Annotated in this window: 25 protein-coding genes and 1 pseudogene; 2 read left to right on the forward strand and 24 right to left on the reverse strand. The window is 47.3% G+C overall.

Going from position 1 to position 25,328, the window contains the following annotated elements; genetic code table 11:
* Positions 1 to 44: 44 nt before the first annotated feature.
* The 8 genes from coaBC to TCARDRAFT_RS02300 all read right to left on the reverse strand — a co-directional run bounded on the left by coaBC (position 45) and on the right by TCARDRAFT_RS02300 (position 7,847).
* A complete protein-coding gene (gene coaBC / locus TCARDRAFT_RS02265; protein WP_007288383.1) occupies positions 45 to 1,247 on the reverse strand; it encodes a bifunctional phosphopantothenoylcysteine decarboxylase/phosphopantothenate--cysteine ligase CoaBC in 1,203 nt (400 codons plus the stop codon).
* 9 nt (positions 1,248 to 1,256) lie between these two features.
* A complete protein-coding gene (rpoZ, locus tag TCARDRAFT_RS02270) occupies positions 1,257 to 1,463 on the reverse strand; it encodes a DNA-directed RNA polymerase subunit omega (protein WP_007288384.1) in 207 nt (68 codons plus the stop codon).
* Between the two features lie 15 nt (positions 1,464 to 1,478).
* A complete protein-coding gene (gene gmk / locus TCARDRAFT_RS02275; protein ID WP_007288385.1) occupies positions 1,479 to 2,108 on the reverse strand; it encodes a guanylate kinase in 630 nt (209 codons plus the stop codon).
* Between the two features lie 21 nt (positions 2,109 to 2,129).
* The gene (gene remA, locus TCARDRAFT_RS02280) at positions 2,130 to 2,396 is read right to left on the reverse strand and encodes an extracellular matrix/biofilm regulator RemA (protein ID WP_007288386.1); all 267 of its coding nucleotides are present in this window, start codon (positions 2,394 to 2,396) and stop codon (positions 2,130 to 2,132) included.
* 56 nt (positions 2,397 to 2,452) lie between these two features.
* On the reverse strand, positions 2,453 to 3,337 hold the full coding sequence (locus tag TCARDRAFT_RS02285; RefSeq protein ID WP_007288387.1) for a YicC/YloC family endoribonuclease: 885 nt from the start codon (positions 3,335 to 3,337) through the stop codon (positions 2,453 to 2,455).
* A 169-nt stretch (positions 3,338 to 3,506) separates the two neighbouring features.
* Positions 3,507 to 4,106: a hypothetical protein gene (locus TCARDRAFT_RS02290; protein WP_007288388.1), complete on the reverse strand. Its 600-nt coding sequence runs from the start codon at positions 4,104 to 4,106 to the stop codon at positions 3,507 to 3,509.
* A 117-nt stretch (positions 4,107 to 4,223) separates the two neighbouring features.
* Complete coding sequence (dapF, locus tag TCARDRAFT_RS02295) at positions 4,224 to 5,063, reverse strand: diaminopimelate epimerase (protein WP_007288389.1); 840 nt, start codon at positions 5,061 to 5,063, stop codon at positions 4,224 to 4,226.
* 30 nt (positions 5,064 to 5,093) lie between these two features.
* Complete coding sequence (locus TCARDRAFT_RS02300) at positions 5,094 to 7,847, reverse strand: calcium-transporting P-type ATPase, PMR1-type (protein WP_007288390.1); 2,754 nt, start codon at positions 7,845 to 7,847, stop codon at positions 5,094 to 5,096.
* Positions 7,848 to 7,972: 125 nt separating this feature from the next.
* On the opposite strand from TCARDRAFT_RS02300, the gene TCARDRAFT_RS16150 reads away from it, so the two are divergent.
* Together TCARDRAFT_RS16150 and TCARDRAFT_RS16155 are read left to right on the forward strand one after the other, a co-directional pair.
* Complete coding sequence (locus TCARDRAFT_RS16150; protein WP_007288391.1) at positions 7,973 to 8,320, forward strand: NFACT family protein; 348 nt, start codon at positions 7,973 to 7,975, stop codon at positions 8,318 to 8,320.
* Positions 8,295 to 9,731 (forward strand): Rqc2 family fibronectin-binding protein, encoded by a 1,437-nt coding sequence (locus TCARDRAFT_RS16155; RefSeq protein ID WP_007288392.1) that lies wholly within the window; start codon positions 8,295 to 8,297, stop codon positions 9,729 to 9,731. Before TCARDRAFT_RS16150 ends, TCARDRAFT_RS16155 begins: the two co-directional genes overlap by 26 nt.
* Before the next feature lie 32 nt (positions 9,732 to 9,763).
* Here the strand turns inward: TCARDRAFT_RS16155 and pyrR are convergent, their stop codons facing one another.
* The 16 genes and pseudogenes from pyrR to tsf form a co-directional block, all read right to left on the reverse strand.
* Positions 9,764 to 10,315 carry a bifunctional pyr operon transcriptional regulator/uracil phosphoribosyltransferase PyrR gene (pyrR, locus tag TCARDRAFT_RS02310; protein ID WP_007288393.1) on the reverse strand — a complete coding sequence of 184 codons (552 nt, stop codon included), beginning with the start codon at positions 10,313 to 10,315 and terminating at the stop codon, positions 9,764 to 9,766.
* 20 nt (positions 10,316 to 10,335) lie between these two features.
* A complete protein-coding gene (locus tag TCARDRAFT_RS02315; protein ID WP_007288394.1) occupies positions 10,336 to 11,265 on the reverse strand; it encodes an RluA family pseudouridine synthase in 930 nt (309 codons plus the stop codon).
* Positions 11,246 to 11,704 (reverse strand): signal peptidase II, encoded by a 459-nt coding sequence (gene lspA / locus TCARDRAFT_RS02320; protein ID WP_007288395.1) that lies wholly within the window; start codon positions 11,702 to 11,704, stop codon positions 11,246 to 11,248. The genes TCARDRAFT_RS02315 and lspA overlap by 20 nt, the downstream gene beginning before the upstream one ends.
* A gap of 40 nt (positions 11,705 to 11,744) precedes the next feature.
* Complete coding sequence (locus TCARDRAFT_RS02325; RefSeq protein ID WP_007288396.1) at positions 11,745 to 12,110, reverse strand: methylglyoxal synthase; 366 nt, start codon at positions 12,108 to 12,110, stop codon at positions 11,745 to 11,747.
* Between the two features lie 139 nt (positions 12,111 to 12,249).
* The gene (locus TCARDRAFT_RS02330) at positions 12,250 to 15,915 is read right to left on the reverse strand and encodes a PolC-type DNA polymerase III (protein WP_007288397.1); all 3,666 of its coding nucleotides are present in this window, start codon (positions 15,913 to 15,915) and stop codon (positions 12,250 to 12,252) included.
* Positions 15,916 to 16,100: 185 nt separating this feature from the next.
* On the reverse strand, positions 16,101 to 17,804 hold the full coding sequence (locus tag TCARDRAFT_RS02335; protein ID WP_007288398.1) for a proline--tRNA ligase: 1,704 nt from the start codon (positions 17,802 to 17,804) through the stop codon (positions 16,101 to 16,103).
* 1 nt (position 17,805) lies between these two features.
* The gene (gene ispG, locus TCARDRAFT_RS02340; protein ID WP_007288399.1) at positions 17,806 to 18,873 is read right to left on the reverse strand and encodes a flavodoxin-dependent (E)-4-hydroxy-3-methylbut-2-enyl-diphosphate synthase; all 1,068 of its coding nucleotides are present in this window, start codon (positions 18,871 to 18,873) and stop codon (positions 17,806 to 17,808) included.
* Between the two features lie 36 nt (positions 18,874 to 18,909).
* Positions 18,910 to 19,941 carry an RIP metalloprotease RseP gene (gene rseP, locus TCARDRAFT_RS02345; protein WP_007288400.1) on the reverse strand — a complete coding sequence of 344 codons (1,032 nt, stop codon included), beginning with the start codon at positions 19,939 to 19,941 and terminating at the stop codon, positions 18,910 to 18,912.
* A 24-nt stretch (positions 19,942 to 19,965) separates the two neighbouring features.
* Positions 19,966 to 21,120 carry a 1-deoxy-D-xylulose-5-phosphate reductoisomerase gene (locus TCARDRAFT_RS02350; protein ID WP_007288401.1) on the reverse strand — a complete coding sequence of 385 codons (1,155 nt, stop codon included), beginning with the start codon at positions 21,118 to 21,120 and terminating at the stop codon, positions 19,966 to 19,968.
* A gap of 14 nt (positions 21,121 to 21,134) precedes the next feature.
* A complete protein-coding gene (locus tag TCARDRAFT_RS02355) occupies positions 21,135 to 21,971 on the reverse strand; it encodes a phosphatidate cytidylyltransferase (protein WP_232199071.1) in 837 nt (278 codons plus the stop codon).
* Positions 21,972 to 22,757, reverse strand: coding sequence for an isoprenyl transferase (locus TCARDRAFT_RS02360; protein WP_007288403.1), 786 nt, complete (start codon positions 22,755 to 22,757; stop codon positions 21,972 to 21,974).
* 73 nt (positions 22,758 to 22,830) lie between these two features.
* Positions 22,831 to 22,998, reverse strand: a complete 168-nt coding sequence (locus tag TCARDRAFT_RS02365) for a DUF362 domain-containing protein (protein ID WP_007288516.1) — start codon at positions 22,996 to 22,998, stop codon at positions 22,831 to 22,833.
* Positions 22,999 to 23,000: 2 nt separating this feature from the next.
* Positions 23,001 to 23,225, reverse strand: coding sequence for a hypothetical protein (locus TCARDRAFT_RS02370; protein ID WP_040682952.1), 225 nt, complete (start codon positions 23,223 to 23,225; stop codon positions 23,001 to 23,003).
* A gap of 3 nt (positions 23,226 to 23,228) precedes the next feature.
* Positions 23,229 to 23,789, reverse strand: a complete 561-nt coding sequence (gene frr / locus TCARDRAFT_RS02375) for a ribosome recycling factor (protein ID WP_007288404.1) — start codon at positions 23,787 to 23,789, stop codon at positions 23,229 to 23,231.
* A complete protein-coding gene (gene pyrH / locus TCARDRAFT_RS02380; RefSeq protein ID WP_007288405.1) occupies positions 23,779 to 24,540 on the reverse strand; it encodes a UMP kinase in 762 nt (253 codons plus the stop codon). The genes frr and pyrH overlap by 11 nt, the downstream gene beginning before the upstream one ends.
* A gap of 84 nt (positions 24,541 to 24,624) precedes the next feature.
* Positions 24,625 to 25,273, reverse strand: a pseudogene (tsf, locus tag TCARDRAFT_RS02385) (translation elongation factor Ts).
* Positions 25,274 to 25,328: the final 55 nt, after the last annotated feature.

The following is a 25,328-nucleotide window of genomic DNA, read 5'->3' on the forward strand; positions in this document are numbered from 1 at the left end:
TGTAATTTTCACCAAAGCAATTTTAAAGTAAAACAAGGAAAAAATCAACCTTTTTTTGTCAATAAATCGCAAACTCTATCAAGAATAATTTCGGCAACACGCGTTTTCGGCATTCGCTCTAGTTCTTCAACACTACCATCACGATAAATAAGCTTAACAATATTAGTGTCGGCGTTAAACCCCGCCCCCGGTAGCGTAACATCATTAGCTACTATCATATCAAGATTTTTTTGGGCCAATTTTTCCTTAGCGTTACTAAGCAAGTCCTGCGTTTCAGCGGCAAACCCCACCAAGATTTGGTGCCGCTTCAACGCCCCCAGTTCCCGTAAAATATCAGGGTTTTTTTCCAAAACAAGGGTAAGCGACTCGCCGGTTTTTTTAATTTTATGCTCTGCTACTTCACGCGGTCGATAATCGGCCACAGCCGCCGCCTTAATAACTACATCGCAGGCAGCATATTCGGTCAAAACGGCCTGCCGCATCTCTTCCGCCGTTTCCACCTTCTTTACGAAAATACCCAGTGGCGGGGTTAATGCGGTGGGGCCGGAGACGAGAATGACCTCCGCACCGCGGCGAGCTGCCGCTTCAGCTATAGCATAGCCCATTTTGCCACTTGACCGGTTGCCTAAATAACGAACAGGGTCAAGCGGTTCACGGGTACCGCCGGCAGTAACCAAAATTCGCTTGCCCGCCAATACTCCACGCGACCGGAGCAGTTCCTCCACTTTGGCAACAATTATCTCCGGCTCGGGCAAGCGCCCGGGGCCTTCCACCCCGCAGGCCAGCATGCCTGTTGCGGGTTCAATGATGTGATAGCCCAATTCAGCCAGTTTTTGCAAGTTATGTTGGACAATAGGATTTAGATACATATTGCTATTCATGGCTGGCGCCAATACTATCGGCGCTTGGGTAGCCATCACGGTCGTTGAAAGCATATCATCGGCAATTCCGTTGGCAATTTTGCCAATTATGTTGGCGGTTGCAGGGGCTATTAAAAATAAATCGGCCAAAGTGGCCAATGCAATATGCTGAACATTCCAGTTTTTGGGTTCTTCCCACATATCAACTACTACTGGATTACCGCTTATCTCCCGAAAAGTAAGGGGCGTAACAAATTTGGTAGCCGATTTGGTCATAATAACATGAACCGAACTTCCGGCTTTCCGCAAGCGGCTAACTATTTCCACACTTTTATACACGGCAATGCCGCCGCTAACGCCCAGGACAATATTTTTGCCCTTCAACACGGTGTCCTCCTACTTAATACCTGTCTTGGTACGCTCATAAGTGATTTTGCCTTGAGCAACCTCTTCCAAGGCTATGGTGACGGGTTTATTCGATTTGCTTTCAACAAGCGGCGGTTCGCCGTTCATGATTTCCCGAGCTCGCTTTGCGGCAAGAACAACTAATGTATATTTACTGTCAACTTTATCTACTAATACGTCTAAGGACGGATGAATCAACCTGAATCCCTCCTTCTAAAGTTTCGCTGCGCGCCGTGAAGTTTGACAAATGCTATCAATCAACCCATTGTTGCGCTCCACCCGGCACTTTTCCGCCGTTATGATTGCGGCTATTTTTTGCACTGCGCGATCCACTTCATCGTTTACCACAAAATAATGATAGTTATAAGCGCAACTAAGTTCGGCCGTAACACAGCTTAACCGTTGTTTAATCGCTTCCGCACTGTCAGTCCCGCGTTTATGAATGCGCTCCGCCAGTTCGTCCAAAGAAGGCGGCAAGATATATATGAATACGCCCTGCGGAAACTTCTTTTTAATCTGCAACGCGCCCTGGATATCGATTTCCAACACAACATCCTTGCCACTGCTTAGTAAGTCCATTACATACCGCCGCGGTGTTCCATAAAAGTTCCCATACACTTCGGCCCATTCAAGAAGCTCATCGTTTTCAATCATGGCCTGAAATTTTTCGCGAGATACAAACCAATAGTTAACCCCGTTCACCTCCCCGGCACGGGGTAAGCGGGTAGTGGCTGAGATTGAGTAATTTAAATTAGGATCATTACGCAGCAATTCCCGGCAAATCGTCCCTTTTCCTGTCCCGGACGGCCCGGAAAGCACAATTAAGATCCCTTGCTGCGTCATTTGCGAGTCTCCTTTCAGTATCTATTCGGCCGTATCTTCGCTTGTATCCTTGCTGGCCAAACGATGGGCAACCGTTTCGGGCTGAACAGCTGAGAGAATGACGTGATCACTATCGGCGATAATGACGGCGCGAGTACGGCGGCCATAAGTCGCGTCAATTAACATCCCTCTGTCACGGGCCTCTTGAATAATTCGTTTGATGGGAGCCGATTCGGGGCTAACAATGCTAACAATGCGGTTAGCCGATACAATATTGCCAAAACCGATATTAATAAGTTTAATTTCCATAATAAATTCCCCCTAACAAAATTCTGGCCACGACTCACACTATATTACATTCTATATTACTCTATGTTTTGGATTTGCTCTCTGACCTTCTCAATCTCACTTTTAATTTCAACAACAATATTCGCAATAGTGAAATCGTTGGCCTTGGAGGCAATGGTATTGGTTTCGCGGTTAATCTCCTGCACGATAAAGTCCAACTTTCTTCCCACAGCTTCACCGACATCCAGAGTAGAACGAAACTGGGCAAGATGACTCTTTAGCCGCACCAATTCTTCCGCAATATTAGTCCGGTCAGCAAAACAAGCCACTTCTTGGAGCAGCCGCGTCTCGTCAGGCTCTACCCCTATAGCGGTCAAGGCATCGCGCATACGCGCCAGCAGTTTGGCGCGATATTCTTCCAGCACTTCGGGCATCCGCTCTTCAATCTGCTGAACATAAGTCTCTATTTTGGCAATTCGCATTGTCAAATCAGCTTGTATGTTGGCGCCTTCGGCCAAACGCATAGCGAGAAGATTGCCAATGGCTGCATCCATTGCTTCCGATAGTTTGGGCCATAACTTTAGAACATCTTGCTCTTCTTCTTCCACTTTCAGAACATCAGGAAATCTTGCAATAAGCGGGGTAAAATCCACGGTCGAGCTGTTCAATAATCTGGCTAATTCTCTCATTGCATTATGGTAAGCCATTGCCAATTCTTTGTCAACCCTAACCATTCGTCGCTGCTCGCCAAATTCTTCCATGGCAATATATATATCAACGCGACCTCGGAACAAAGATTGGGCAATGCTACGGCGAATTTTGTCCTCCAAAGCACTCAGATTTTTTGGCGCTCGGATACCAATTTCGGTATAACGATGATTTACAGCTTTGATTTCGACGGTAAAGCGATGATTGCTGTCGATATATTCCCCACGACCAAATCCGGTCATACTTTTGAGCACTAGATGATGCACCTTCCTTCGCGTTGTTATTATTGACGGCAAAAAATATATTTAAACCATGTTTTTTTTAAATTACTTCGCCTTACTTCCTATAATTCCTTTTTTCGCCGGAAAAAAGCAATAGAAAAAGGAGGAGCATCTGCCCTCCGTAAAGTATCTAATTCGCGTTCTATTTAATGTTTGGCAAGTCAAAATAAAAGCCGCGTTTTTTTTGGTCATACGCTGTAACAACCAATATGGCTGGCTTGTTCGCGTCTATATTCCGTTCTTTAAAATAAAGATAGGCTTGCATAACGTAGAGTTTTTGCGCCCCTTTGTTAACAATGACAGTAGCTTCACCAGGTATGTTAATCTGATCGGCAGTAATACTCCGCCGACCCTGCTTTATAATGGCGTTTACTGTTTTTGCAAAGTCTTTACTATCCCCGACCAAAGTGACGCTGAACGATAGAAAACCGGCATAATCGGCCAATATCTTTTCGCTGTCGCTTAGTTTTACAGGCTGAGACTTTTGGGTCTTTTCCCGCGCATCGCAGGCCAAAAGCAGATACGGTGTATACAAATGGGCGCGCTCAGTCATTTCATCCAATACAACTGCCTGTCCTTCATAGGCTGTCCAAGCGATAAGAAATTCATCTAGGGACACATAGGCCTTCTCTATCCCATATCTTTGCGCTTCTTTCATCATCACCGCGTTAACAGGTGCAATTGCCAGAGCCTGATTGCACAGCAAGAGCATAACCACGACAGCGGCACAAACTATCCTCATTTCGTCACCCCCTATTCTCTTATTTTTTTATTATTATTATATTTATCGTTTGCAAAAAATTTCCTTTAAATACCAGGTACGTAGTTAAAAAGGAGCCTCAATGAGAGGCTCCGTCATCTACAAACTCAATAAGTATTCGCCACGGAATACTTCTACGGCTGGACCAGACATATAAACATGGTTATCGTTGCCCCATTCAAGAACTAAATCGCCGCCATCCAGGTGAATGGTGGCCACCCGTCCCGTCTTACCGTTCAATACGGCTGCCACCAGTGTTGCGCTCGCCCCGGTTCCGCAGGCCAAGGTAATACCCGCGCCTCGCTCCCAGACGCGCATCCGCATTTCATGGTCGTTTAGAACCTGAACAAACTCAACGTTTGTTTTACGGGGAAAGGTTGGATGGTTTTCGATAAGCGGCCCTACAGCCGCTAAATTAATTTCATCCACATCGTCCACAAAAATTATGCAGTGAGGATTGCCCATCGACACACAAGTAATATCATAGGTCTTATCGTTAACTATCAGCGGTACATTAATGGCTTCTGAGTCGGGTTCGCCAATCATAGGAATCTGCGCCCGCTTTAACCGCGGTTCACCCATGTCAACCCGGACGGTTCGCAAAACACCGTTTTCAAAAATAAGTTCGGGCTTGATGGGGCCGGCAAGAGTCTCCAAAGTAATTTTGGTTTTATCCGTAAGACCGTACTCATAGACATAGCGAGCGACGCAGCGAGTTACATTGCCGCACATTTCCGCTTCGCTACCGTCGGAGTTAAATATGCGCATACGAAAATCAGCAACTTGTGACGGCCCGACGATAACTAACCCATCGGCGCCTATCCCAAAGTGGCGGTCGCAAATTTTAACCGCTGCTTGGGCATAGTCCTCAATTTTCTCTTGAAAGCCATTTACAATAACAAAGTCGTTGCCTTGTCCGTGCCATTTTGTAAACTGCATTATTCTTTCCTCCTGATGCGCTCTTGGCAATTATCTATAACTTACGGCATAGCGTCGTCCGGGGCTCCGCCGCAAGAAATGCCGTAACGTGCTAAGAATAAAGGTCCAGCCGGAAACAACCAGCACACATACCCAGTCGATAAGCGACAAAGGAGCTGTTTCAAAAATACCGCGCAAGATAGGAATATAGATTACGGCTAATTGCATGGTAATGGAACAGCAAACAGCCAATACAAGAAACTTATTGGTAAGTATGCCGATTTCATGAATGGTTAATACTTCGGAACGACAATCAAAAACATGGAACAATTGACAGAAGACCAATGTACTAAAGGCCATCGTGCGCGCCAGCGGCAAATCGCCTTTCCAATAATATACAGCGGCAAAAACTAAGACCGTACTTAACCCAATTTGAATACCGCGGGTAACAATTTTACGGATTAAGCCACGCGAAAAAATGCTTTCCGCTGGATGGCGGGGCGGCCGGTTCATTATATCCGGGTCGCTGGGATCAACGCCTAACGCCATGGCCGGCAGGCCGTCCGTAACAAGATTGACCCACAAGATTTGGACAGGTAATAGCGGAAGAGGCATTCCCGCAAGGGCGGCAATAAACATTGTAAGCACTTCGCCGATATTGCATGATAATAGATAGCGGATAAACTTGCGAATATTATCGTAAATGCCCCGGCCTTCCTCCACCGCACCGACAATAGTAGCGAAATTATCATCTAAGAGCACCATGGAGGAAGCTTCCTTAGATACGTCAGTTCCCGTGATCCCCATGGCGATGCCGATGTCGGCTTCCTTGATAGCAGGGGCATCGTTAACACCATCGCCCGTCATCGCCACAATATGGCCGTTTTGCCGGAGGGCACGAACAATTTGCAGCTTGTGGGCCGGCGACACACGGGCATAGACTGATACCTGATTGGCTATTTTTGCTAACTGGACATCGCTTAAAGCGTCAAGTTCCGCTCCGGTAAGGGCTTTATCAGAATCATCCTTATACATTTGCAGTTCTTTGGCGATAGCAATGGCGGTGTTGCGATGATCGCCAGTAATCATCACAGTTTTGATGCCGGCTTGCTTGCACAAGGCTATAGCTCTTTTGGCCTCTTCCCGTGGCGGATCAATCATGCCGATAAGGCCCACAAAAACAAGTTCCCTCTCATCTGCGTCGCTGACATTTACCGCTTCAGCAGGGGAAAGGTTCCGATAGGCAACGGCCAAAACACGCAGGGCTTGCGATGTCATGCTCTCGTTGGCCAATGTGATGGACGCAACTAATTCCGGCGTTAGGGGCACTTCGGTCGTGCCGTTGTAATAATAACGGCAAAGTTCCAAAACCGTATCGGGTGCACCTTTAACGTAAAGAGCATGGCTTCCGTCAGCCATCCGGTAGACGACAGACATCCGGCGGCGCTCCGATTCGAAAGGAATTTCCGCCGTGCGACTTTGCATTCTTTCAACGGTTTCGCGCCAAATACCAGCTTTCGCCGCGGCAACAACAAGCGCCCCCTCGGTAGGATCGCCTTCCACTGTCCATCCTGAACCGTTTTTTCTGCGCCAGAGTCCTGTAATACTTACATTGTTCTGTTTTACCACACTATTATTGCAAAGAGTGCCAATTAATAAGCATTGTTGTAAAGACTTATCCTTTTTTGGGTCAAATTCCTGCCCGTTTAAGAAAAATTCTCCTTTAATGTCATAACCCGTCCCAGAAACGTCGAAAAGCTGCCCTCCGGCATAAATCCGGCGAACCGTCATGGCATTTTGCGTCAGCGTGCCTGTTTTATCGGAACAAATGACAGTGGTACACCCTAGCGTCTCTACGGCGGGCAGTTTGCGAACAATGGCATTGCGTTTGATCATTCGCTGTACGCCAAGGGCAAGCGAAACAGTTACTATCGCCGGCAATCCCTCCGGAATGGCCGCGACCGCCAAGCTGATACCGGACATTAGCATAAGAAACAAGGGTTCTCCTTTAAAGATGCCGGTGACCATAACAACAAAGCAGATGGCCAAACAGCCCCAGACCAGCCATCGTCCGAGATTCTCCAGACGGCGCTCCAGGGGTGTGTCCGCTTCTTCTGATGCCTGAATAAGCCCGGCAATATGCCCCACTTCTGTTCGCATACCGGTGGCGCAGACGACTGCCTTACCCCGGCCACGGGTCACACTGGTACCGGCGTAAATCATATTTTTTCGATCACCCAATGGCGCGTTTTCCCCGAACTGACGGTTTGCGACTTTACGGACAGGGAGCGACTCCCCCGTGAGGGCCGCCTCCTCCACTTCCAAATTATGGTCATCGATCAGGCGTCCATCGGCGGCAATTTTGTCCCCTGCTTCCAGGACAAGAATATCTCCCGGCACTAGTTCGCGGGCGGCAACTTGCTGAATCATGCCGTTTCGTATTACCCTGGCCGTCGGCGCGGCAAGTTGCTTTAAAGCTTGCATAGACCGTTCGGCCCGGTATTCCTGGATAAAACCCAAAATGGCGTTAATAATTACAATCGCCAGGATGGTTATGGCGTCAGAGTATTCACCCAAAAAAGCAGAAATTAGCGTTGCAGCCAAAAGTACCAAAACCATAAAATCCTGAAACTGGGCCAAAAAATATTTCCACCAGGGCTCCGGCGGCTTTTCCGCCATTTGGTTGAACCCGAATTTATTTAAGCGTGCTTTTACTTCGCTAGATGACAAACCATCGTAAGGATTGGTCTGCCAGAACGCTATCGCTTCATCTGCAGTCCGTGCATACCATTTGTCGCTATTCATATACCAGCCACCTCACTACATGGATTTCTTTAACCATGTTATTCCTGTGCGACAATAATTAGACCAGGTTTGACCTGCTGAAGCGCTAATGTTATACTAATGCCAAATTATGATGGAGGACGACTATGAATATCGAAGGATTAACGCTCGCACCGCTGCTGTGGGAACTAAATGCCAAACTAACCGGCGGACGGATTGATAAAATTTTTCAGCCAGATGATTATACACTGGTAATCTGGGTACGTCAGCCTCACGAAACACTGCGCTTGATTATTTCTGTAAACCCCGCTAGTCCCTGCTTGTACCTAAGCGACACCCCGCCGGAAAATCCGGCTATACCATCAGCATTTTGCATGCTGCTTCGTAAACACTTGGTTGACGGACGCATTGCTGCCGTCACCCAACACGGTCTAGACCGCATTGCCTACATAACGATTGACGTTCGCGATGAATCCCGGCGGTATCGCCAGTAAAACACTAGCGGTAGAACTTATGGGTAAATATAGCAATATCATTTTTATACGTGACAATTCTATTGTGGACGCCATCCGGCGCATACCGGCTTCCCTGAGTCGTCGCCGCCAAGTGCTTCCCGGCAGGCCCTATCTGCATCCGCCGGCACGGGACGGCGTCAACTTACTGGATATAACAACCGAAACTTTCCTGACTAAACTCTGTTCGGTTAAAAATGGATTATTGACCAAAGCGATAATTGACGTATCCGTGGGTATTGGCCCTCTCACCGCCAAAGAGCTCGTGTGGCGTGCAGGCCTGCCTGCCGATATTAAAATAGACCAGCTTGATACGGCCGACTTTGCTTCTCTGGCCGAAGCAGTTCAGGACCTTGTGAGTCCTTTGCGCAATGGCTCGATTCAACCCGCCGTGGTTGTAGACGATCAAGATTCCCTTATTGCTCTCGCCGCCTACCCTCTTGAACATTTAAACGGCTATAAAACTTGCTTTTTCCCAACAATGAACGAAGCGGTTATTTTCGCTCTCGGTCTCGATAAAATCCGGCGGCTACCGGGCAAAGACGTTCTGGAAAAAGTTTTGTCGGCGGAGTTAGCGCGCCTGCAAAGAAAAATAACTACCCTTAAGCAAGAAAGTGACGAAGCCCTTTCCGCCGAAACATGGCGCCAGCTAGCCGACATTATTATGGCGAATGTCTACCAAATCCCTAAAGGCGTTAATCAGGTAAAATTGCCAAATCTGTATGATAGTCACGGAGACGACTCTTATGTAACCATCGAACTAGACCCTCTTCTAACACCAGTTGAAAATGCCCAATCCCTTTACGCTAAATATAACAAGCTGAAGCGAGCCCAAAAATTAGTTGCCGCCCAGCTGCAACAATGCCGTCAGGAGCTAGCTTATCTGGAAAGTATTCAGCTATCTCTCAATCAGGCCACTTCTTCGCTAGAAATTGCCGAAATCCGTCAAGAACTCGCTGCTGCAGGCTATCTTCCCCAAGATAGTCGCAACCGACGACAGGTGCCGGCATCATCGACACCCTTAACCGGGACAACGCGGGGCGGCTTTAAATTCATCGCAGGCAAGAATAATACCCAAAATGATCTTGTGACCTTCAAAGTTGCCCGCCCCGATGACATTTGGCTGCACGCCAAAGACATCCCGGGAGCACACGTTATCCTGCAGTGTCACGGCGAAGAGCCTGCCGATCTAGACCTTTGGGAAGCAGCACAAGTAGCGGCCTACTTTAGCAAAGGCCGGCAATCATCTAATGTCCCTGTTGATTTTACCAGACGCCGGCATGTAAAAAAGCCCGCCGGCGCCAAACCAGGATTTGTGATTTATGAGCACCAAAAAACTCTTTATGTCACACCGGACGAAAATCTTGTAACAAGCCTTATTGATGATAAATAAAGGCTGATGCTGCTAGCGCATCAGCCTTTATTTCACTCGGCAAATTCTTTAATAACAACCTTGTCGGCCTTATCTACCGGTTCTACTTGCACACTGACCACCTCTTTCCGCGACGTTGGTACATTTTTCCCCACATAGTCGGCCCGGATCGGCAATTCCCTATGGCCGCGGTCAATTAAAACCGCCAGCTGAATTAAACGCGGTCGCCCGATGTCGACAATAGCATCAAGGGCCGCCCGGACGGTCCGTCCGGTGTACAAAACATCATCAACAAGGATAACCTTTTTGCCATTTATATCGACGGGAATTTGTGTCCCATGGACAATGGGCTGATGGCCAAGCGTAGACAAGTCATCCCGGTAAAGCGTAATATCGAGAATGCCGACTGGCAACTCTACTCCTTCGATTTTTTTTATTTCTTGGGCCAGACGCTCGGCTAACGGCACGCCCCGCGTGCGGATGCCGACTAAAATCAGATCCCCGGTACCTTTGTTTTTTTCGATAATTTCATGAGCAACGCGAATTAGCGCCCGTCTTATCGCCTGGGCATCCATAATTACCGTTTTCTCTATTAATCCAGCCATTGCCATCCTCCTTAAAGATCCTACCTGCGGCGCAGCTCCTCCAATATTGCGCGCATATCATCCGGTAATGGTACTGTGAAGCTCATACGTTCTCCTGTTACTGGATGCTGAAAGGTCAATTCAGCAGCATGCAGCGCTTGCCCCATAATAGCGAAGCGTTGACGCCCAGGGCCATACTTAGGGTCGCCTACAACCGGGTGACCGATATAGGCCATATGTACTCTGATTTGATGTGTTCGCCCCGTAAACAATCTACATTCTACCAGCGTATAGTCGCCAAAGCGTTCGAGTACTTGGAATGTGGTAATTGCTTCCTTGCTGTTAGTAAAAACTACGGCCATTTTTTTTCGATCTGTAGGGTGCCGGCCAATAGGCGCGTTAATAATACCCTGATTTTCTTTAATATTGCCATGAACGATTGCCACATACTTACGCCCGGCAGTTCGCTCCTTGATTTGCCGCGCTAAATCAAGATGAGCACGATCCGTTTTAGCGACCATCATTACTCCTGATGTATCTTTATCCAAACGATGGACAATCCCCGGACGGCTAACGCCGTTAATTCCCGACAACCTATCACAGTGCCGGAGCAAGGCGTTGACAAGAGTGCCTTCATAATTTCCGGCCGCAGGATGTACAACCATTCCTCGGGGCTTATTTATTACAATAATATCTTCGTCCTCATACAAAATATCAAGGGAAATGGCTTCAGCCTTTATTTCGGCTGGTTTAGGCTCAGGCAAACGGATGGTGACATAATCGGCGGGCGCTAATTTATAATTGGCCTTGCCTGCTTTGCCGTTGACCGTTACCTCGCCGGCAGCTATTATTCTTTGGATGTGAGTACGCGATAATTCTGGCAGCCGCTCGACTAAAAACAAATCGAGCCGCTTTCCTTTGTCTACATCTTCTGCTATAAATGAAAATGTTTTATTTGTCAAGGCTGTCATCCTTTTCCTGCCCCGATTTTAACAGGGTAAAGATAATGCAAGCCACGCCGGTAACAATAGCAATATCAGCGATATTAAAAACCGGCCAAATGCGAAAATCGAAAAAATCGACAACATAGCCAGTCCTAATTCGGTCGATTACATTACCGGCCGCGCCGCCAGCCATAAGCCCCGTGCCCCAACGCAGCAGCATCATGCCTGTCGGGATCCGTGGAACATAATAAGCAACTGCCCCTAGCATTAGGGCTGCTACGGCGATAAAAAATATCCTTTGGTGTTCAAATAGTCCAAATGCCGCTCCGGGATTTAGGACCAGAGTTATATGAAAAATGCCAGAAATAATCGGAATAGAATCGCCAGGCAGCATTCGTGACAAAACATAAATTTTCGACGACTGGTCCAGCAGTACAATTCCCGCAGCCAGTAATAATATCGGCACAAATTCTCTCTCCTATCCTCGTTCCCCACCAAATCCCCGTTTATGGTAATGCGGTAAGCATCAAATGCGCACCCCGTTCATTCGTCGCTACTGGAACATTATGAACGTCGCACACCCGCAGTAAGGCAGTAATATCTGGTTCATGGGGTTGAGCCGTAAGAGGATCGCGCAAAAAAATAACTAGATCAATCTCTTTGCAGGCGATCCGCGCTCCGATTTGTAAATCCCCGCCAAGCGGGCCCGATAAATATGAGATAACTTTCAGCCCGGTTTTTTCGCTAATGAGTTTTCCCGTTGTCGCCGTGGCCACTAAATTGTGTTTAGCCAATATTTCACGGTGGGCAATTACAAAATCAAGCATTTCCTGTTTTTTGCGATCATGGGCAATAAGGGCAATCGTATGCACAAAGGCCTCCTCCTAAATTCGTCTCCAACATTTAAATGATAACCAAAAACTTGCTAAAGGTAAAGCGAAAAGCCATTATAGGGATTGTGTTAAGTACTCTATCCCAACATCTTATAAATTTTTATCCTAACCCCTAAATTTAAGCAAAAAGCATGATCTGGTCAGTTTCGGGAAGATCGTCAAGACAACCATGAGCTTTCAAAGTGTCGATGACTGTCTTTGACACCCGCGCACGAGTGCGTAAGTCATCAAGCGAAGAAAAAGGACGTTCCTTGCGGGCTTGGACAATATTGCGGGCAGCCGTATCACCAACACCCTGCAGCGAACCTATTGGCGGCAACAGCCCATTGTCAACGATTAAAAACTTTGCTGCATCTGAACGGTATATATCGACAGGGTGAAAGATATACCCGCGCAAGTACATCTCCAAAGCCATTTCCATTATGGTTAATTGGCTTTTTTCTTTTGCCGAAAGATTATTGCCTTTCTGTTCAAACTCATTGATTTTGGAACGCAAGGCGGCTTCGCCCTGGATTATCAGGTCGGCGTCGAAGTCAGTAGCCCGTACAGTGAAATAGGAAGCGTAAAATGCCAGCGGGTAATGAACTTTACAATAGGCAATGCGAAATGCCATCATTACATACGCTACCGCGTGGGCTTTGGGAAACATGTATTTGATTTTCTGGCACGACTCAATATACCACTCTGGCACGCCTTTTGAGCGCATATACTCTACATCTTCTGGCTTTACCCCTTTTCCTTTACGGACGCCTTCCATGATCTTAAAAGCGATTTGAGGTTCTAAACCTTTCTGAATCAAGTAAACCATAATATCGTCCCGGGCAGAAATGGCTTCAGAAAGTTTGGCAATGCCCTTTTTTATTAAATCCTGGGCGTTATTCAGCCAGACATCCGTACCATGAGAAAAACCGCTAATCCGGACCAACTCGCTGAATGTCTTTGGTTTCGTATCTTCCAACATCTGTCGGACAAATTTTGTGCCAAACTCTGGAATACCGAAGGTGCCCACAGTGGTGCCCAACTGCTCGGGCGTCAATCCCAACGCTTCCGTTGACGAGAAAAGACTCATAGTCTTTGCATCGTCGAAAGGAATCTGTTTAGCATCAATACCGGTAAGATCCTCCAACATTTTAATAACGGTCGGATCGTCATGTCCCAGAATATCCAGTTTTACGAGACGGCTACTAATGGAATGATAGTCGAAATGGGTAGTAATTGTTGAAGAGTTTTTGTCATCAGCGGGATATTGGATGGGAGTAAAATGATGCACATCCATATCGCGCGGAACTACCATTATGCCGCCGGGATGCTGTCCGGTCGTACGCTTCACGCCCGTGCAGCCGCTGACAAGTTTATTAATGTAAGCATTACGGACGGCATAACCTTTATCAGCGAAATAATTTTTAACAAAACCGTAGGCAGTTTTATCGGCAATAGTGGCAATAGTACCAGCCCGAAATACATTGTCCCGCCCAAAGAGTTCCTCTGTATACTTATGCGCAATCGGCTGGTATTCCCCGGAAAAGTTCAGATCGATATCCGGTACTTTGTCACCGTGAAAACCCATGAACACAGCAAAAGGAATATCATGCCCGTCTTTTTGCATTAGTGTTTGGCATTGAGGGCAATGTTTATCAGGTAAATCAAAACCGCTACCATAACTGCCGTCAGTAATAAATTCGGAGTGTTTACACGCCGGGCAACGCCAATGGGGAGCCAAGGGATTAACCTCGGTAATACCTGTCATGGTAGCCACGAAAGAAGAACCGACTGAACCGCGCGATCCGACAAGATAACCATCATCCAAAGATTTTTTGACCAGCTTGTGAGCGATAAGATACAAGACAGCAAAACCGTTATTAATAATGGAATCCAACTCATATTTTAGGCGAGAAGCAACAATCTCGGGCAACGGATCACCGTAAAGCTCGATTGCTCGTTGGTAGGCCATTGACCGGATTTGCTCCTCCGCTCCGGGAATTTTGGGCGCATAAAGTTCATCCGGAATAGGTTTAAAATGCTCAATCAACTCGCTTATGCGCCTGGAGTTTTCGACTACTACCTCGTATGCCTTTTCCGCTCCCAGATAAGCAAACTCGCTTAACATCTCGTCGGTAGTACGGAAGTAAAGGGGCGGCTGCTGGTCGGCGTCGGCAAAACCTTGCCCAGTCATTAAAATCCGGCGATAGACCTCATCTTCCGGGTTTAGAAAATGAACGTCACAGGTAGCAACAACGGGCTTGTTAAGTTTTTCCCCTAATTCGCAAACGCGTAAATTTAATCGCCGCAATCCTTCGTCATCGGCTACCTTGCCTTCGCGCACCAGAAAGGCGTTGTTACCGATAGGCTGAATTTCCAAATAATCGTAAAATGAAGCAATTTTTAGAAGCTCTTCCTCCGAAGCCCCTGCCAGAATGGCCTGAATAAGTTCACCGGCTTCGCAGGCTGAGCCTAAGATGAGGCCTTCACGGTGTTCTTCCAGTGCCGTGCGAGGAATGCGGGGTGTCCGATGCAGAAATTTTAAGTGAGACAATGAAACAAGGCGGTACAAATTTCGCAGTCCTATTGCATTTTTGGCCAAAATAATTATATGACGGGCCTGCGTTATATCATCGTCAAAGAGGTAGCCTTCCATTCCGTAGATTACCTTTATACCGGCTTTCGCGGCTTCCTCATAGGCCTCAGGAAAAGCCTGAACTACGCCATGGTCCGTAATGGCAATAGCGGGATGCTTCCATTTTGCCGCTGTCTTGATAAGTTGTTTCACAGAGACAACGGCATCCATATTACTCATCCGCGTATGGGCATGAAGTTCCACCCGCGGGATGGCGGCTGTATCCATGCGTTCCTGTTTATGAGTTCGGCACATACTATCAGCAAACATCATCAATTCATTGCCAAACTTGTCAAACTGAATGGTGCCCTTTACCTTGACCCACATGCCCTCACTGAGGATTTTAGCTACTTTGCTGGCTTCTTCAGCATCATCAAAAAACACCTTGCCGCTTATGCCATCTGTGGTATCGGCTAGATCAAAGGTGAGCAGCGTCCGACCGGAACGGAGGGCACGCGTCTCAAAGCCGATGATCTCTCCCTCAATAACAATGTTGCGAGCTTCATCCTGAATACTACTGATTGGCACCGGATCGTCTTTAATATTTCGACCGAAAATAACTGGATTGTCGTCCTGCTTCTCCCGCAGATCTTGACATTCTGTAAGTGCTTCCAGATATTCAGGCGTCATCAGGTCTTCATCAGAAATGATATCGGCCGCCGGCTTGGAAGAAAAAAACTTTACTTGGCAATGCTGGCCAAATTCATAAAGAATATAGTCCCTGATACTTTTATCTATTTTCTTGCTGATCAGCATCTCAGCCGATAACTCGCCTTCAACTTCAATGGTAAGCGTATACCCATCAAAATGGTAATTAGCGTGACCAAGCAGTACGGCAATGGCCTGGTTACCCTGAGACACCTGAGCGACTAACTTTGGCCATTCGTTAGTAAGAAATGTGTCAAGATCGCCCACTGTTTGATGAAAAGTTACCCTCTTTAAGCCGCATGACGCAGACAAATATTGAGCTGCCAAATCAAAGACCTTCGACGGCAATGGTTGGGCAAGATTAATAAATAAATCCCATGTACCCTCGGCGGTATTCACTTCAACCCGGGTTATGATGCTTCGTTTTATAATATCCTTATATTTGTTCGCGATTGCCAAGTTATCGACAAATTTCCAAAATTCTCGGCAATCGCGGTCGGGTATAATACAATAGTTGTGCATGAATTACCTCTCCCACTATGGCACTCCTATCCTATTTTAGCACAATCTCTCTATAGAAAGAACACCTTTAAAATCAGCAAGCTGCCCGATAATCCCAAACACGTTAACGTAGGCTAGTGGCCAATGACTAAGAGGCAGAGTAAATCAAAACGCGTGATAGATACTATCACGCGTTTTGGTCATGACTATAATCGTGCAAGAAGCGCCTGAACCTCCCTAACATAATTTGCTTTGTCGAAATAAATAATTTCGCCGGTACGGCGCACTTTGACTTCCACACGGCCTTCGCTCAGCGCCTTTGGTCCAATAGTAACTCGCAAGGGATAGCCAATCAGGTCAGCATCCTTAAACTTAACACCGGGACGCTCATTGCGATCATCTAATATGGCTTCCACTCCCGCTTTGTTCAACTCTGTATATACTTCTTCAGCCAGCGACATTTGCGCTTCTTCTTTGGCGTTGACCGGAATAACTACAACATGGAAAGGAGCAATAGGCACCGGCCAAATAATCCCATTTTCATCATGGTTTTGCTCGATAGCAGCTGCCATTGTCCTAGTTACGCCTATACCGTAGCATCCCATGACAATAGGCCGCTCCTGACCATTTTCGTCAAGATAAGTAGCGCCTAAGGCATTGCTGTATTTTGTATAGAGCTTAAAGACCTGTCCGACTTCAATGCCACGCGCTGTTTTGACGGGAGCACCGCAGCGCGGACAAGGATCGTTCTCTTGAATCAACCGGATATCTGCTACTATAGTTGCCGTAAAGTCCCGCCCGGGATTGACATTGCGGTAATGTTTGTCTACTTTATTGGCGCCGCAAACAACGTTAAATAAGTTCATGACCGTAGCATCAGCCACAATTGTAATATCTTTTACGCCAACCGGCCCGATGAAACCAGGCTCACAGCCTAAAGCTCCGATTACCGCTGCTTCCGACGCTAATTCGAGCTGTAGACAATTGAGCTCATTTTTAAGTTTAATTTCATTAACTTCATGATCCCCGCGAACCAAAGCCAGTACCAGTCCTTTTTCCGTCTGATACGCCAGCGTTTTAACCGTTTTTTCGGGGCTAATTCCCAAAAACGCCGTAACATCCCCAATGGTTTTGCGGCCGGGAGTTTCGACTATTTCCAACGCTAACTGCTCTTCTTCCATCGCGTGGATAGGCTTTAGTTCGGCTTTCTCCACGTTAGCCGCATAGTCACAGGTTGTACAGTAAACAATTGCCGCTTCACCCGACTCGGCCAAGACCATAAATTCGTGGGACCCACTGCCGCCAATAGCTCCCGAATCAGCCTCAACCGGCCGGAAGGTGAGACCACAGCGGGTAAACACCCGGGTATAGGCGTCATACATTTTATTATAGCTTTCGTTAAGTCCTTCTTCGTCACGGTCAAAGGAATACAAATCTTTCATAATAAATTCACGCCCCCGCATCAGACCGAAGCGCGGCCGGATTTCATCGCGGTACTTGTTCTGAATTTGGTAAAGCAATAGCGGTAATTGTCGGTAAGACCGCACTTCATCCCGGACAAGAGTGGTAATCATTTCTTCGTGGGTAGGACCGAGACAGAAATCGCGTTGATGGCGATCTTTCAGTCGGAACATTTCGTCGCCGTAAACGTCCCAGCGCCCAGTCTTCTTCCATATCTCTGCCGGCTGGACAATGGGCATTAACAGTTCCTGGCCACCTTTAGCGTCCATCTCTTCGCGGATAATGGTCTCGATTTTTTTTAATACCCGCCAGGCTAAAGGTAGGTAGGTATAGATCCCGCCAGCCGCTTTTCTGATCATCCCTGCTCGCAGCATTAATTGATGGCTGATTACTTCTGCTTCTGCAGGTGTTTCCCGTAGTGTAGGAGCATATAGGTTTGATGCGCGCATTTTATTCTGCCTCCTTAATAAGCCTGTCTAATTCGGCAAATAACGCCGGTATCAGTTCATCTTCATCTACTTTCTTGACAATTTCACCTTTCCGAAATACCAGTCCCTGTCCCTTGCCGCCAGCAATACCAATATCAGCCTCACGGGCTTCACCGGGGCCATTGACAACACAGCCCATAACCGCTACCTTAATCGGTTTACGGATGCCGCTTAGCCGCTGCTCAACCTGTATGGCCAACTTCTCGAGGTCGATGTCGCACCGCCCGCATGTAGGGCAAGAAACCAACGTTGGACCATAACTGCGCAAACCAAGTGATTTCAATATCTCATTGCCTACTCTGACTTCTTCTACCGGGTCGCCGGTCAGTGATACCCGAATAGTATCGCCAATTCCTTCAGCTAACAGGGCGCCTATACCGACCGCCGATTTAATAATACCAGACCGGACCGTGCCGGCCTCGGTAATTCCGAGGTGAAGCGGATAGTCGACGGTATCAGACATGAGCCGGTAGGCTTCAATCGTCATTGGAACGTCGTTGGCTTTAAGCGAAATTTTTATATCATAAAAATCTAAGTTTTCCAAAATTGTTACATGCTGCAAGGCACTTTCTACCATCGCCTCGGGAGTTGGATGTCCCCCATGCTTGTCGAGTAGCGCCGGATCCAGCGAGCCGGCATTAACCCCAATACGGATCGGAATACGTCTTTTCTTAGCCTGTTTTACCACAGCCATAACATGCTCAGGCTCACGGATATTCCCTGGATTTAACCGTAGCGCGTCGGCGCCGCGTTCTATAGCGGCAAGGGCCAACCGATAATCAAAATGAATATCAGCAACGACGGGAAGACTAACTTGTTCTTTGATAGACTCAATAGCCTCGGCCGCCGCCATGTTCGGCACAGCAACCCGGACGATGTCACAGCCGGCCTCGGCTAAGCGCCGTATCTGCGCGACCGTTGCTTCGACATTTTCTGTTTTAGTATTCGTCATGGACTGCACGGAAATGGGGGCATTTCCGCCAACAATCACATTGCCGATGCGGATTGGGCAAGTCTTTTTTCGCCGCATAAACTATATCATCCCATCCATAGTTTTTAGAAATTATTAAAACAGACGGAGCCGGCTAATATCCTTAAAGGTCGCGACAATCAACAGGAGCATTAGCAAGGTAAAGCCGATCATTTGAATAAACTGCAGACTGTTGCGATTTAATGGTTTGCCGCGAATGGCCTCGACGGCAAGGGTAACAACATGGCCGCCGTCAAGAACGGGCACAGGAAACAGATTAATTAGCCCTAAGTTGATACTTAAAAAGGCCGCGAATTGAAGTAGCGGCGTAACACCAAGCTGTGCTACCTGCCCAGCCATTTGAGCAACGCCAATCGGACCCGCAACGTCAGCAGGAGCTTTACCGGTAATCATCTGCCCGATACCGGCCAGCATATTGCTTGCTACCATATACGTTTGTTTTACGGCCAAGCCAAAAGACTCAGCCACTCCCGGACGATAGTTCAGAATCTGCGGAACAACGCCAATGATGCCGCGATTCGCTTTAGCATCATATTCTGGTACCACCCGGATTTCATGGCTTTGTCCATTTCTTTCGAATTTGATGATCAGCTCTTTGCCGGCATTAGGCTGTACTAGGCTGACAAACTGTCGCCATGAAGAAACTTCCTGATTATTCACCGCCAGAATGCGGTCGCCCGGGGCTAGTCCGGACTGGGCCGCGGGGCGATCCGGAAAAACACTGCCAATGATGGCCTCGTCGGAAGGGGTATCAATACCGGTAAAGATAAACACAAGCATAAACAGGAGAACCGGCAGGACGAAATTCATGGCCGAACCGGCAACAATTACCAACATACGGGCCCAAATCGGCTTAGCATGGAAAGAGCGCTCATCCTGCTCTTCATCCGGATCCATCCCGGCAATTTTGTTAAATCCGCCTAACGGAATAACCCGCAGCGAATAAACCGTTTCTCCTTTTTTGCAACTCCACAGCTTAGGCCCAAAGCCGATAGCAAATTCATGGACACGCATGCCTACCATTTTAGCAGTAATGAAATGCCCCAGTTCGTGAAAGAAAATCAGCAGACCGAAAACAAAGACAGTGGCAATTACGGTAGTGGACAAATAATATTCACCTGCCCCTATAATTTACTTCAAAGAAGCGATTATGTTCTGTGCTTCCTTGCGGGCCCACCGGTCGGCGGCGCACAGTTCTGGCAACCCTGGTGCATCTGTTTTTTCATGGCTATTAAGTACCTCTTGAATCACGTAAGTTATATCGAGAAAGGTAATTTCGCCGTGCAGGAAGGCATTTACGGCAATCTCATTCGCCGCATTCATGACACACGGCACGGTACCGCCGGCACGACCGGCATCATACGCGATTTTTAGTCCCGGAAAAGCAACTAAATCGGGAGCCTCAAAAGTTAATGGCCCAAGGTTATAAATGTCAAGGCGCGGAAAAGAATTATGAAGACGGTCAGGATACGATAAAGCATACTGAATAGGCAGCCGCATATCCGGGCGCCCCATTTGCGCCATGATGCTGCCGTCAACAAATTCGACCATGGAGTGAACAATGCTCTGCGGGTGAATGACTACTTCAATCTGTTCATAAGGAACGTCATATAGCCACCGGGCTTCAATCACTTCCAACCCTTTGTTGATTAAGGTCGCTGAATCAACGGTGATTTTTTTGCCCATTGACCAATTAGGATGAGCAAGGCATTCCTTCACCGTCACTTTACTCATTCTATCCCGTGTCCAACAGCGAAAGGGGCCGCCTGAAGCAGTCAGAATTAGTTTGTTAATATTTTTTTTATGTTCCCCCTGCAAACACTGAAAAATTGCGCTGTGTTCACTGTCGACAGGCAAAATCGTCACTCCGCGCCTTCGTGCCTCTGTCATGACCAGTTCGCCGGCGGCCACCAATGTTTCTTTATTTGCCAGAGCAATTGTTTTCCCCGCTGCAATGGCAGCTAAAGTAGGTTTGAGGCCTGCAAACCCTACCATCGATGTCACAACCGTATGGACAGGGTCATACGTGGCGGCTGCCAGCAAACCTTCTTCCCCTGCTAGAATACGTGTCTTGCCTACATTCCTCTGCTCCAACCGGCGAGCGGCTTCTTTATCTACTAAAACCGCCAGGTCAGGGTTAAAACGCTCAATTTGCCGAGCCAAAAGTTCATCATTTTTGTGCGCAGCAAGGGCAACAAGCCGAAACTCATCGGGGCGCCCAGCAATCACTTCCAGTGCCTGTGTCCCAATCGAACCCGTACTTCCCAGAATAGCAATATTTTTCAATGCTCACCACCCCGTTAGTTCAATAGAAAAGCATATATGTAGTAATATACCGCCGGAACTGCAAACATTATGCTGTCAAAACGGTCGAGTACGCCGCCATGTCCAGGGAGCAACCGGCCGGAATCTTTTACACCCGTATAGCGCTTAATTGCCGATTCTGCTAAGTCGCCTAATGGGGCAGCTATTCCTGCCAATAAACCAATGATTAATCCGTGAGATAACGGGATGTGAAATAAACTCCCCAAAATCGCCGTCCCCAGCAAGCTGCCTATTAGTCCGCCAATAGCGCCTTCCCACGTCTTATTGGGACTAATAGCGGGACACAGCTTGGTTTTGCCGAACTTAGTACCAACAAAATAAGCAAAAGTATCATTTGCCCATGTTCCGACGAAAGCTAACCATAGGTAAACAGCACCGGCCGGCATAATTACGTTACCTGCAGTATATGAGGTAATGTTGTCGGAAAATCGGAGCAAAACAAGGTGGGAAAATGTCAAGCCCACATAGGCAATGCCGAAAAAAGTAAAAGACGCATCCTCTATAGTGAAGCTGCTAGAACTGCTAACCGCTTTAGCCAAACAAAGAAAAAGGAACAAAAATATAATAAATATTGTTTCCTGGTGATTGCCCAAAACAGCACAGCCAATTAGGAGCAATGTTCCGGCAAGTCCCAGCCCGTAGTGGCCATTTATTTGCCGGCAACCTAACATGGTGGAATACTCATGCCAAGCAATAACCGCTAAAAGTGTAACCGCTCCGATAAACATCCACCCGCCTGAATTTATGAGATAAATAGCCGCTGGTATGCCGATTAGGGCTGTTAAAATACGTTTGCCAAGCAATTCAAACACCTACTTTGATGTTTTCAGTCCGCCAAAGCGTCGGTCGCGCCGTTGATAATCAGCGATAGCCTGGATTAAATGGTCCGGAGTAAAGTCAGGCCAATTGGTGTTAGTAAACCAGAATTCCGTATAGGCTGATTGCCACAACAGAAAATTACTTAGACGCAAATCGCCGCTAGGACGTATTAACAGATCCGGGTCAGGCAAATCAGCCGTATAGAGATGATCCTGAATGGTCTGTTCAGAAATGTTGTCGGGTGCTATAACGCCTGCGGCAACTTTTCGGGCGATTAATTGCACTGCCCGTGTGAGTTCGGCCCGACCGCCGTAATTAACGGCTAGGTTTAAGATTAGACCGGTGTTTTTGCTAGTTCGTTTTTGGGCTTGCGTTACTTTATGGTATAAACTGGGTGCCAATTCATCCGTTTTGCCAATAAAACGGATTTGGACGTTATTACTATCCAGCTCATCAATTTCACTATCAAGATAGTCTGATAACAGCCGCATGAGGACATCTACCTCTTCGGCTGGTCGTTTCCAGTTTTCGGTGGAAAAAGCATAAGCCGTCAATACCTTGACGCCGAGTTCGGCCGCCGTCTTTACAATGTTACGTAGTGTCTCCGCTCCAGCGTGATGGCCCAAAGTTCGCGGCAATCCGCGTTTCTGAGCCCAACGTCCGTTACCATCCATAATAATCGCAATATGTGCAGGAATTGAATTGGGATCAAGCGAATTTTGCAGATAACTTTGGTTCTGGTCAACGTCGCTTTTGTTGCTAAACCACTTTTTCCACACAGTGAGACCTCCAAATTCTAGGCTTCTGCGCCGCCTAAACTTTTAAACCCCCTCTTGCGAGGGGGTTCCGAGATTATGGAGCCTTAATAGCACCAACCGGGCAAACCGCCGCACAGGCCCCACATTCAACACACTCTTCGGTGATGACGTAGGTAGGATTACCCTCTTTAATCGCGCCAACCGGACAGGTCGCCGCGCAAGAACCACACGCAACACATTCTTCTGTAATTTTATAGGCCATGTTTACACCTCCTTTCCCATTTTGGCAGCAACAACCAAAAGATAAACACCATCAGCAGCTAAGTGCTGACGCACAACATAAAGACATTCCTGTTCCACCTTAAATGTGGGGCGGGGGGGACAAGTAATCCGCACGCTGCATTGGAAGCCGCGGCTTTCTAATAATGTCTGGGCTTCCTGTAATGGCCGACCAACGGTATCGACCGCTGTTTCGCCGTTTTGCCGCATATGTTACACTTCCATTATTTCTTTCTCTTTAGCGGCCATTACTTGGTCAACTTCCTTTATGTACTTGTCGGTAAGCTTTTGCATATCCTCCTGTGCCTTTTTGGCCTCATCCTCAGACACCTGTTTTTCTTTTTCCAGCTTTTTGATAGCGTCGTTGGCATCGCGCCGTAAATTGCGGATAGCTACCCGAGCTTCCTCCGCTTTCTTATGGACGACTTTAACCAGTTCACTGCGACGTTGTTGGGTCAATTGTGGAATGGAAAGACGTATAACATTTCCATCATTTGTAGGTGTAAGACCAAGGTCAGATTTTAAAATAGCTTTTTCAATGGGGGCAAGCATGCTTTTCTCCCAAGGCTGAATAACAATAAGCCGTGGTTCAGGAACTGAAATATTCGCTACCTGGTTGATCGGCGACGGCATACCATAGTAATCAACTGTCACCTTATCCAGGAGCGAGGGAGTTGCCCGGCCAGCCCGCAAAGAGGCGAACTCCTTGCGCAACACTTCTAAAGCTTTTTTCATCTTTTCTTCATGACTGGCATGAATTTCCTTAATGCCCATTTTTCGTTCCTCCCACAATAGTGCCAATTTCTTGACCAAGAGCAGCCTTCAAAATATTGCCGGGTTCGTCAATGCTGAACACAATGATGGGAATTTTATTATCCATACAAAGCGTGGTAGCTGTTGAATCCATGACCCCTAAACCGCGCTTCAGAACTTCAATATATTCGAGTTCCTTAAATTTCTTAGCGTCCGGATTATAGCGGGGGTCACTGTCATAAACTCCATCAGCATTCTTTTTAGCCATAAGAATTGCATCAGCTTCTATTTCAGCAGCACGCAATGCTGCAGTGGTATCTGTAGAAAAGTATGGGTTTCCCGTTCCAGCAGCGAAAATAACAACCCGTCCCTTCTCCAAGTGGCGTATCGCCCGCCGGCGGATATAAGGCTCTGCAACTTGACGCATTTCTATAGCCGTTTGAACCCGTGTATCGACCCCTAAGTTTTCAAGTGCGTCCTGTAAGGCTAAAGAATTCATCACAGTCGCGAGCATTCCCATATAATCGGCGCTAGCCCGATCCATTCCTTTAGCGCTTCCCGCCAGGCCGCGCCAAATATTGCCGCCGCCGACTACAATTGCGATTTCAAGGCCTGTAGCTTTGGTTTCCTTAATTTCACGGGCAATTGATTCAACAACGGCCGGGTCAATGCCATAGCCCTGGGCACCGGCCAATGCTTCGCCACTGAGTTTAATCACCACACGTTTGTATTTGCGACATTCAAAGCGAAAAAGCCCCCGTTCATCAATCAAATTCTATATCTGCACCGAAAATCCTTTTATTATTCACGGTTATTATAGCCTATTTTGGAAAAAAGAGAACACAAAGGTGTTCTCTTATTTTTTCACCGCAGCCATAACTTCAGCAGCAAAATCATTTGCTTTTTTCTCGATGCCTTCCCCAAGCTGATACCGTGTAAATCTTCTTACCGTGATATTTTCACCGATTTTGGCAATTTGCTCGTTAATTAATTGTTGCACTGTCTTATCGGGATCTTTAATGAAAGGCTGTTCGAGCAGGCAGACTTCTTTATAAAATTTTTCCAGGCGTCCCTCAATCATTTTTTCAACAATATGGGCCGGTTTTCCTTCGTTAAGCGCTTGCGCCCGCAAAACTTCCCGCTCATGATTAATTACTTCAGCCGGAACGTCGCTACGGCTCACATAGCTGGGGTTAGCCGCAGCAATCTGCATGCAAATATCTTTGGCCAATGCTTTAAACTGATCTGTCTTGGCCACGAAATCAGTCTCACAGTTAATTTCAAGCAGCACGCCTATACGGCCGCCACCGTGTATGTACGATTCGACAATGCCTTTCCGCCGTAATCCGACCGGCCTTTTTCGCCGCTGCAGCAAGTCCTTTTTCCCTTAAATAGTCAATAGCTTTTTCCATATCGCCCTTAGTTTCGGTCAGCGCTTTTTTACAATCCATCATGCCTGCACCAGTACGTTCGCGCAGTTCTTTTACCATTTCAGCCGTAATCATATATCCAATCCTCCTGTCTACTTATAAAGGTAAGGGTGCAGTTTCCCGCCCCCTT

Source organism: Thermosinus carboxydivorans Nor1 (assembly GCF_000169155.1).
Lineage (GTDB): Bacteria > Bacillota > Negativicutes > Sporomusales > Thermosinaceae > Thermosinus > Thermosinus carboxydivorans.

Coding starts and splice junctions, on each gene's coding strand:
- TCARDRAFT_RS16155 (WP_007288392.1), top strand. CDS start 8,295: ATGAATCCCGGCGGTATCGCCAGTAAAACACTAGCGGTAGAACTTATG.
- gmk (WP_007288385.1), bottom strand. CDS start 2,108: ATGACGCAGCAAGGGATCTTAATTGTGCTTTCCGGGCCGTCCGGGACA.
- pyrR (WP_007288393.1), bottom strand. CDS start 10,315: ATGGCTGGATTAATAGAGAAAACGGTAATTATGGATGCCCAGGCGATA.
- TCARDRAFT_RS16150 (WP_007288391.1), top strand. CDS start 7,973: ATGAATATCGAAGGATTAACGCTCGCACCGCTGCTGTGGGAACTAAAT.
- remA (WP_007288386.1), bottom strand. CDS start 2,396: ATGGAAATTAAACTTATTAATATCGGTTTTGGCAATATTGTATCGGCT.
- TCARDRAFT_RS02300 (WP_007288390.1), bottom strand. CDS start 7,847: ATGAATAGCGACAAATGGTATGCACGGACTGCAGATGAAGCGATAGCG.
- dapF (WP_007288389.1), bottom strand. CDS start 5,063: ATGCAGTTTACAAAATGGCACGGACAAGGCAACGACTTTGTTATTGTA.
- TCARDRAFT_RS02330 (WP_007288397.1), bottom strand. CDS start 15,915: ATGCACAACTATTGTATTATACCCGACCGCGATTGCCGAGAATTTTGG.
- TCARDRAFT_RS02370 (WP_040682952.1), bottom strand. CDS start 23,225: ATGCGGCAAAACGGCGAAACAGCGGTCGATACCGTTGGTCGGCCATTA.
- ispG (WP_007288399.1), bottom strand. CDS start 18,873: ATGCGGCGAAAAAAGACTTGCCCAATCCGCATCGGCAATGTGATTGTT.
- frr (WP_007288404.1), bottom strand. CDS start 23,789: ATGGGCATTAAGGAAATTCATGCCAGTCATGAAGAAAAGATGAAAAAA.
- TCARDRAFT_RS02315 (WP_007288394.1), bottom strand. CDS start 11,265: ATGACAGCCTTGACAAATAAAACATTTTCATTTATAGCAGAAGATGTA.
- TCARDRAFT_RS02365 (WP_007288516.1), bottom strand. CDS start 22,998: ATGGCCTATAAAATTACAGAAGAATGTGTTGCGTGTGGTTCTTGCGCG.
- TCARDRAFT_RS02335 (WP_007288398.1), bottom strand. CDS start 17,804: ATGCGCGCATCAAACCTATATGCTCCTACACTACGGGAAACACCTGCA.
- TCARDRAFT_RS02290 (WP_007288388.1), bottom strand. CDS start 4,106: ATGAGGATAGTTTGTGCCGCTGTCGTGGTTATGCTCTTGCTGTGCAAT.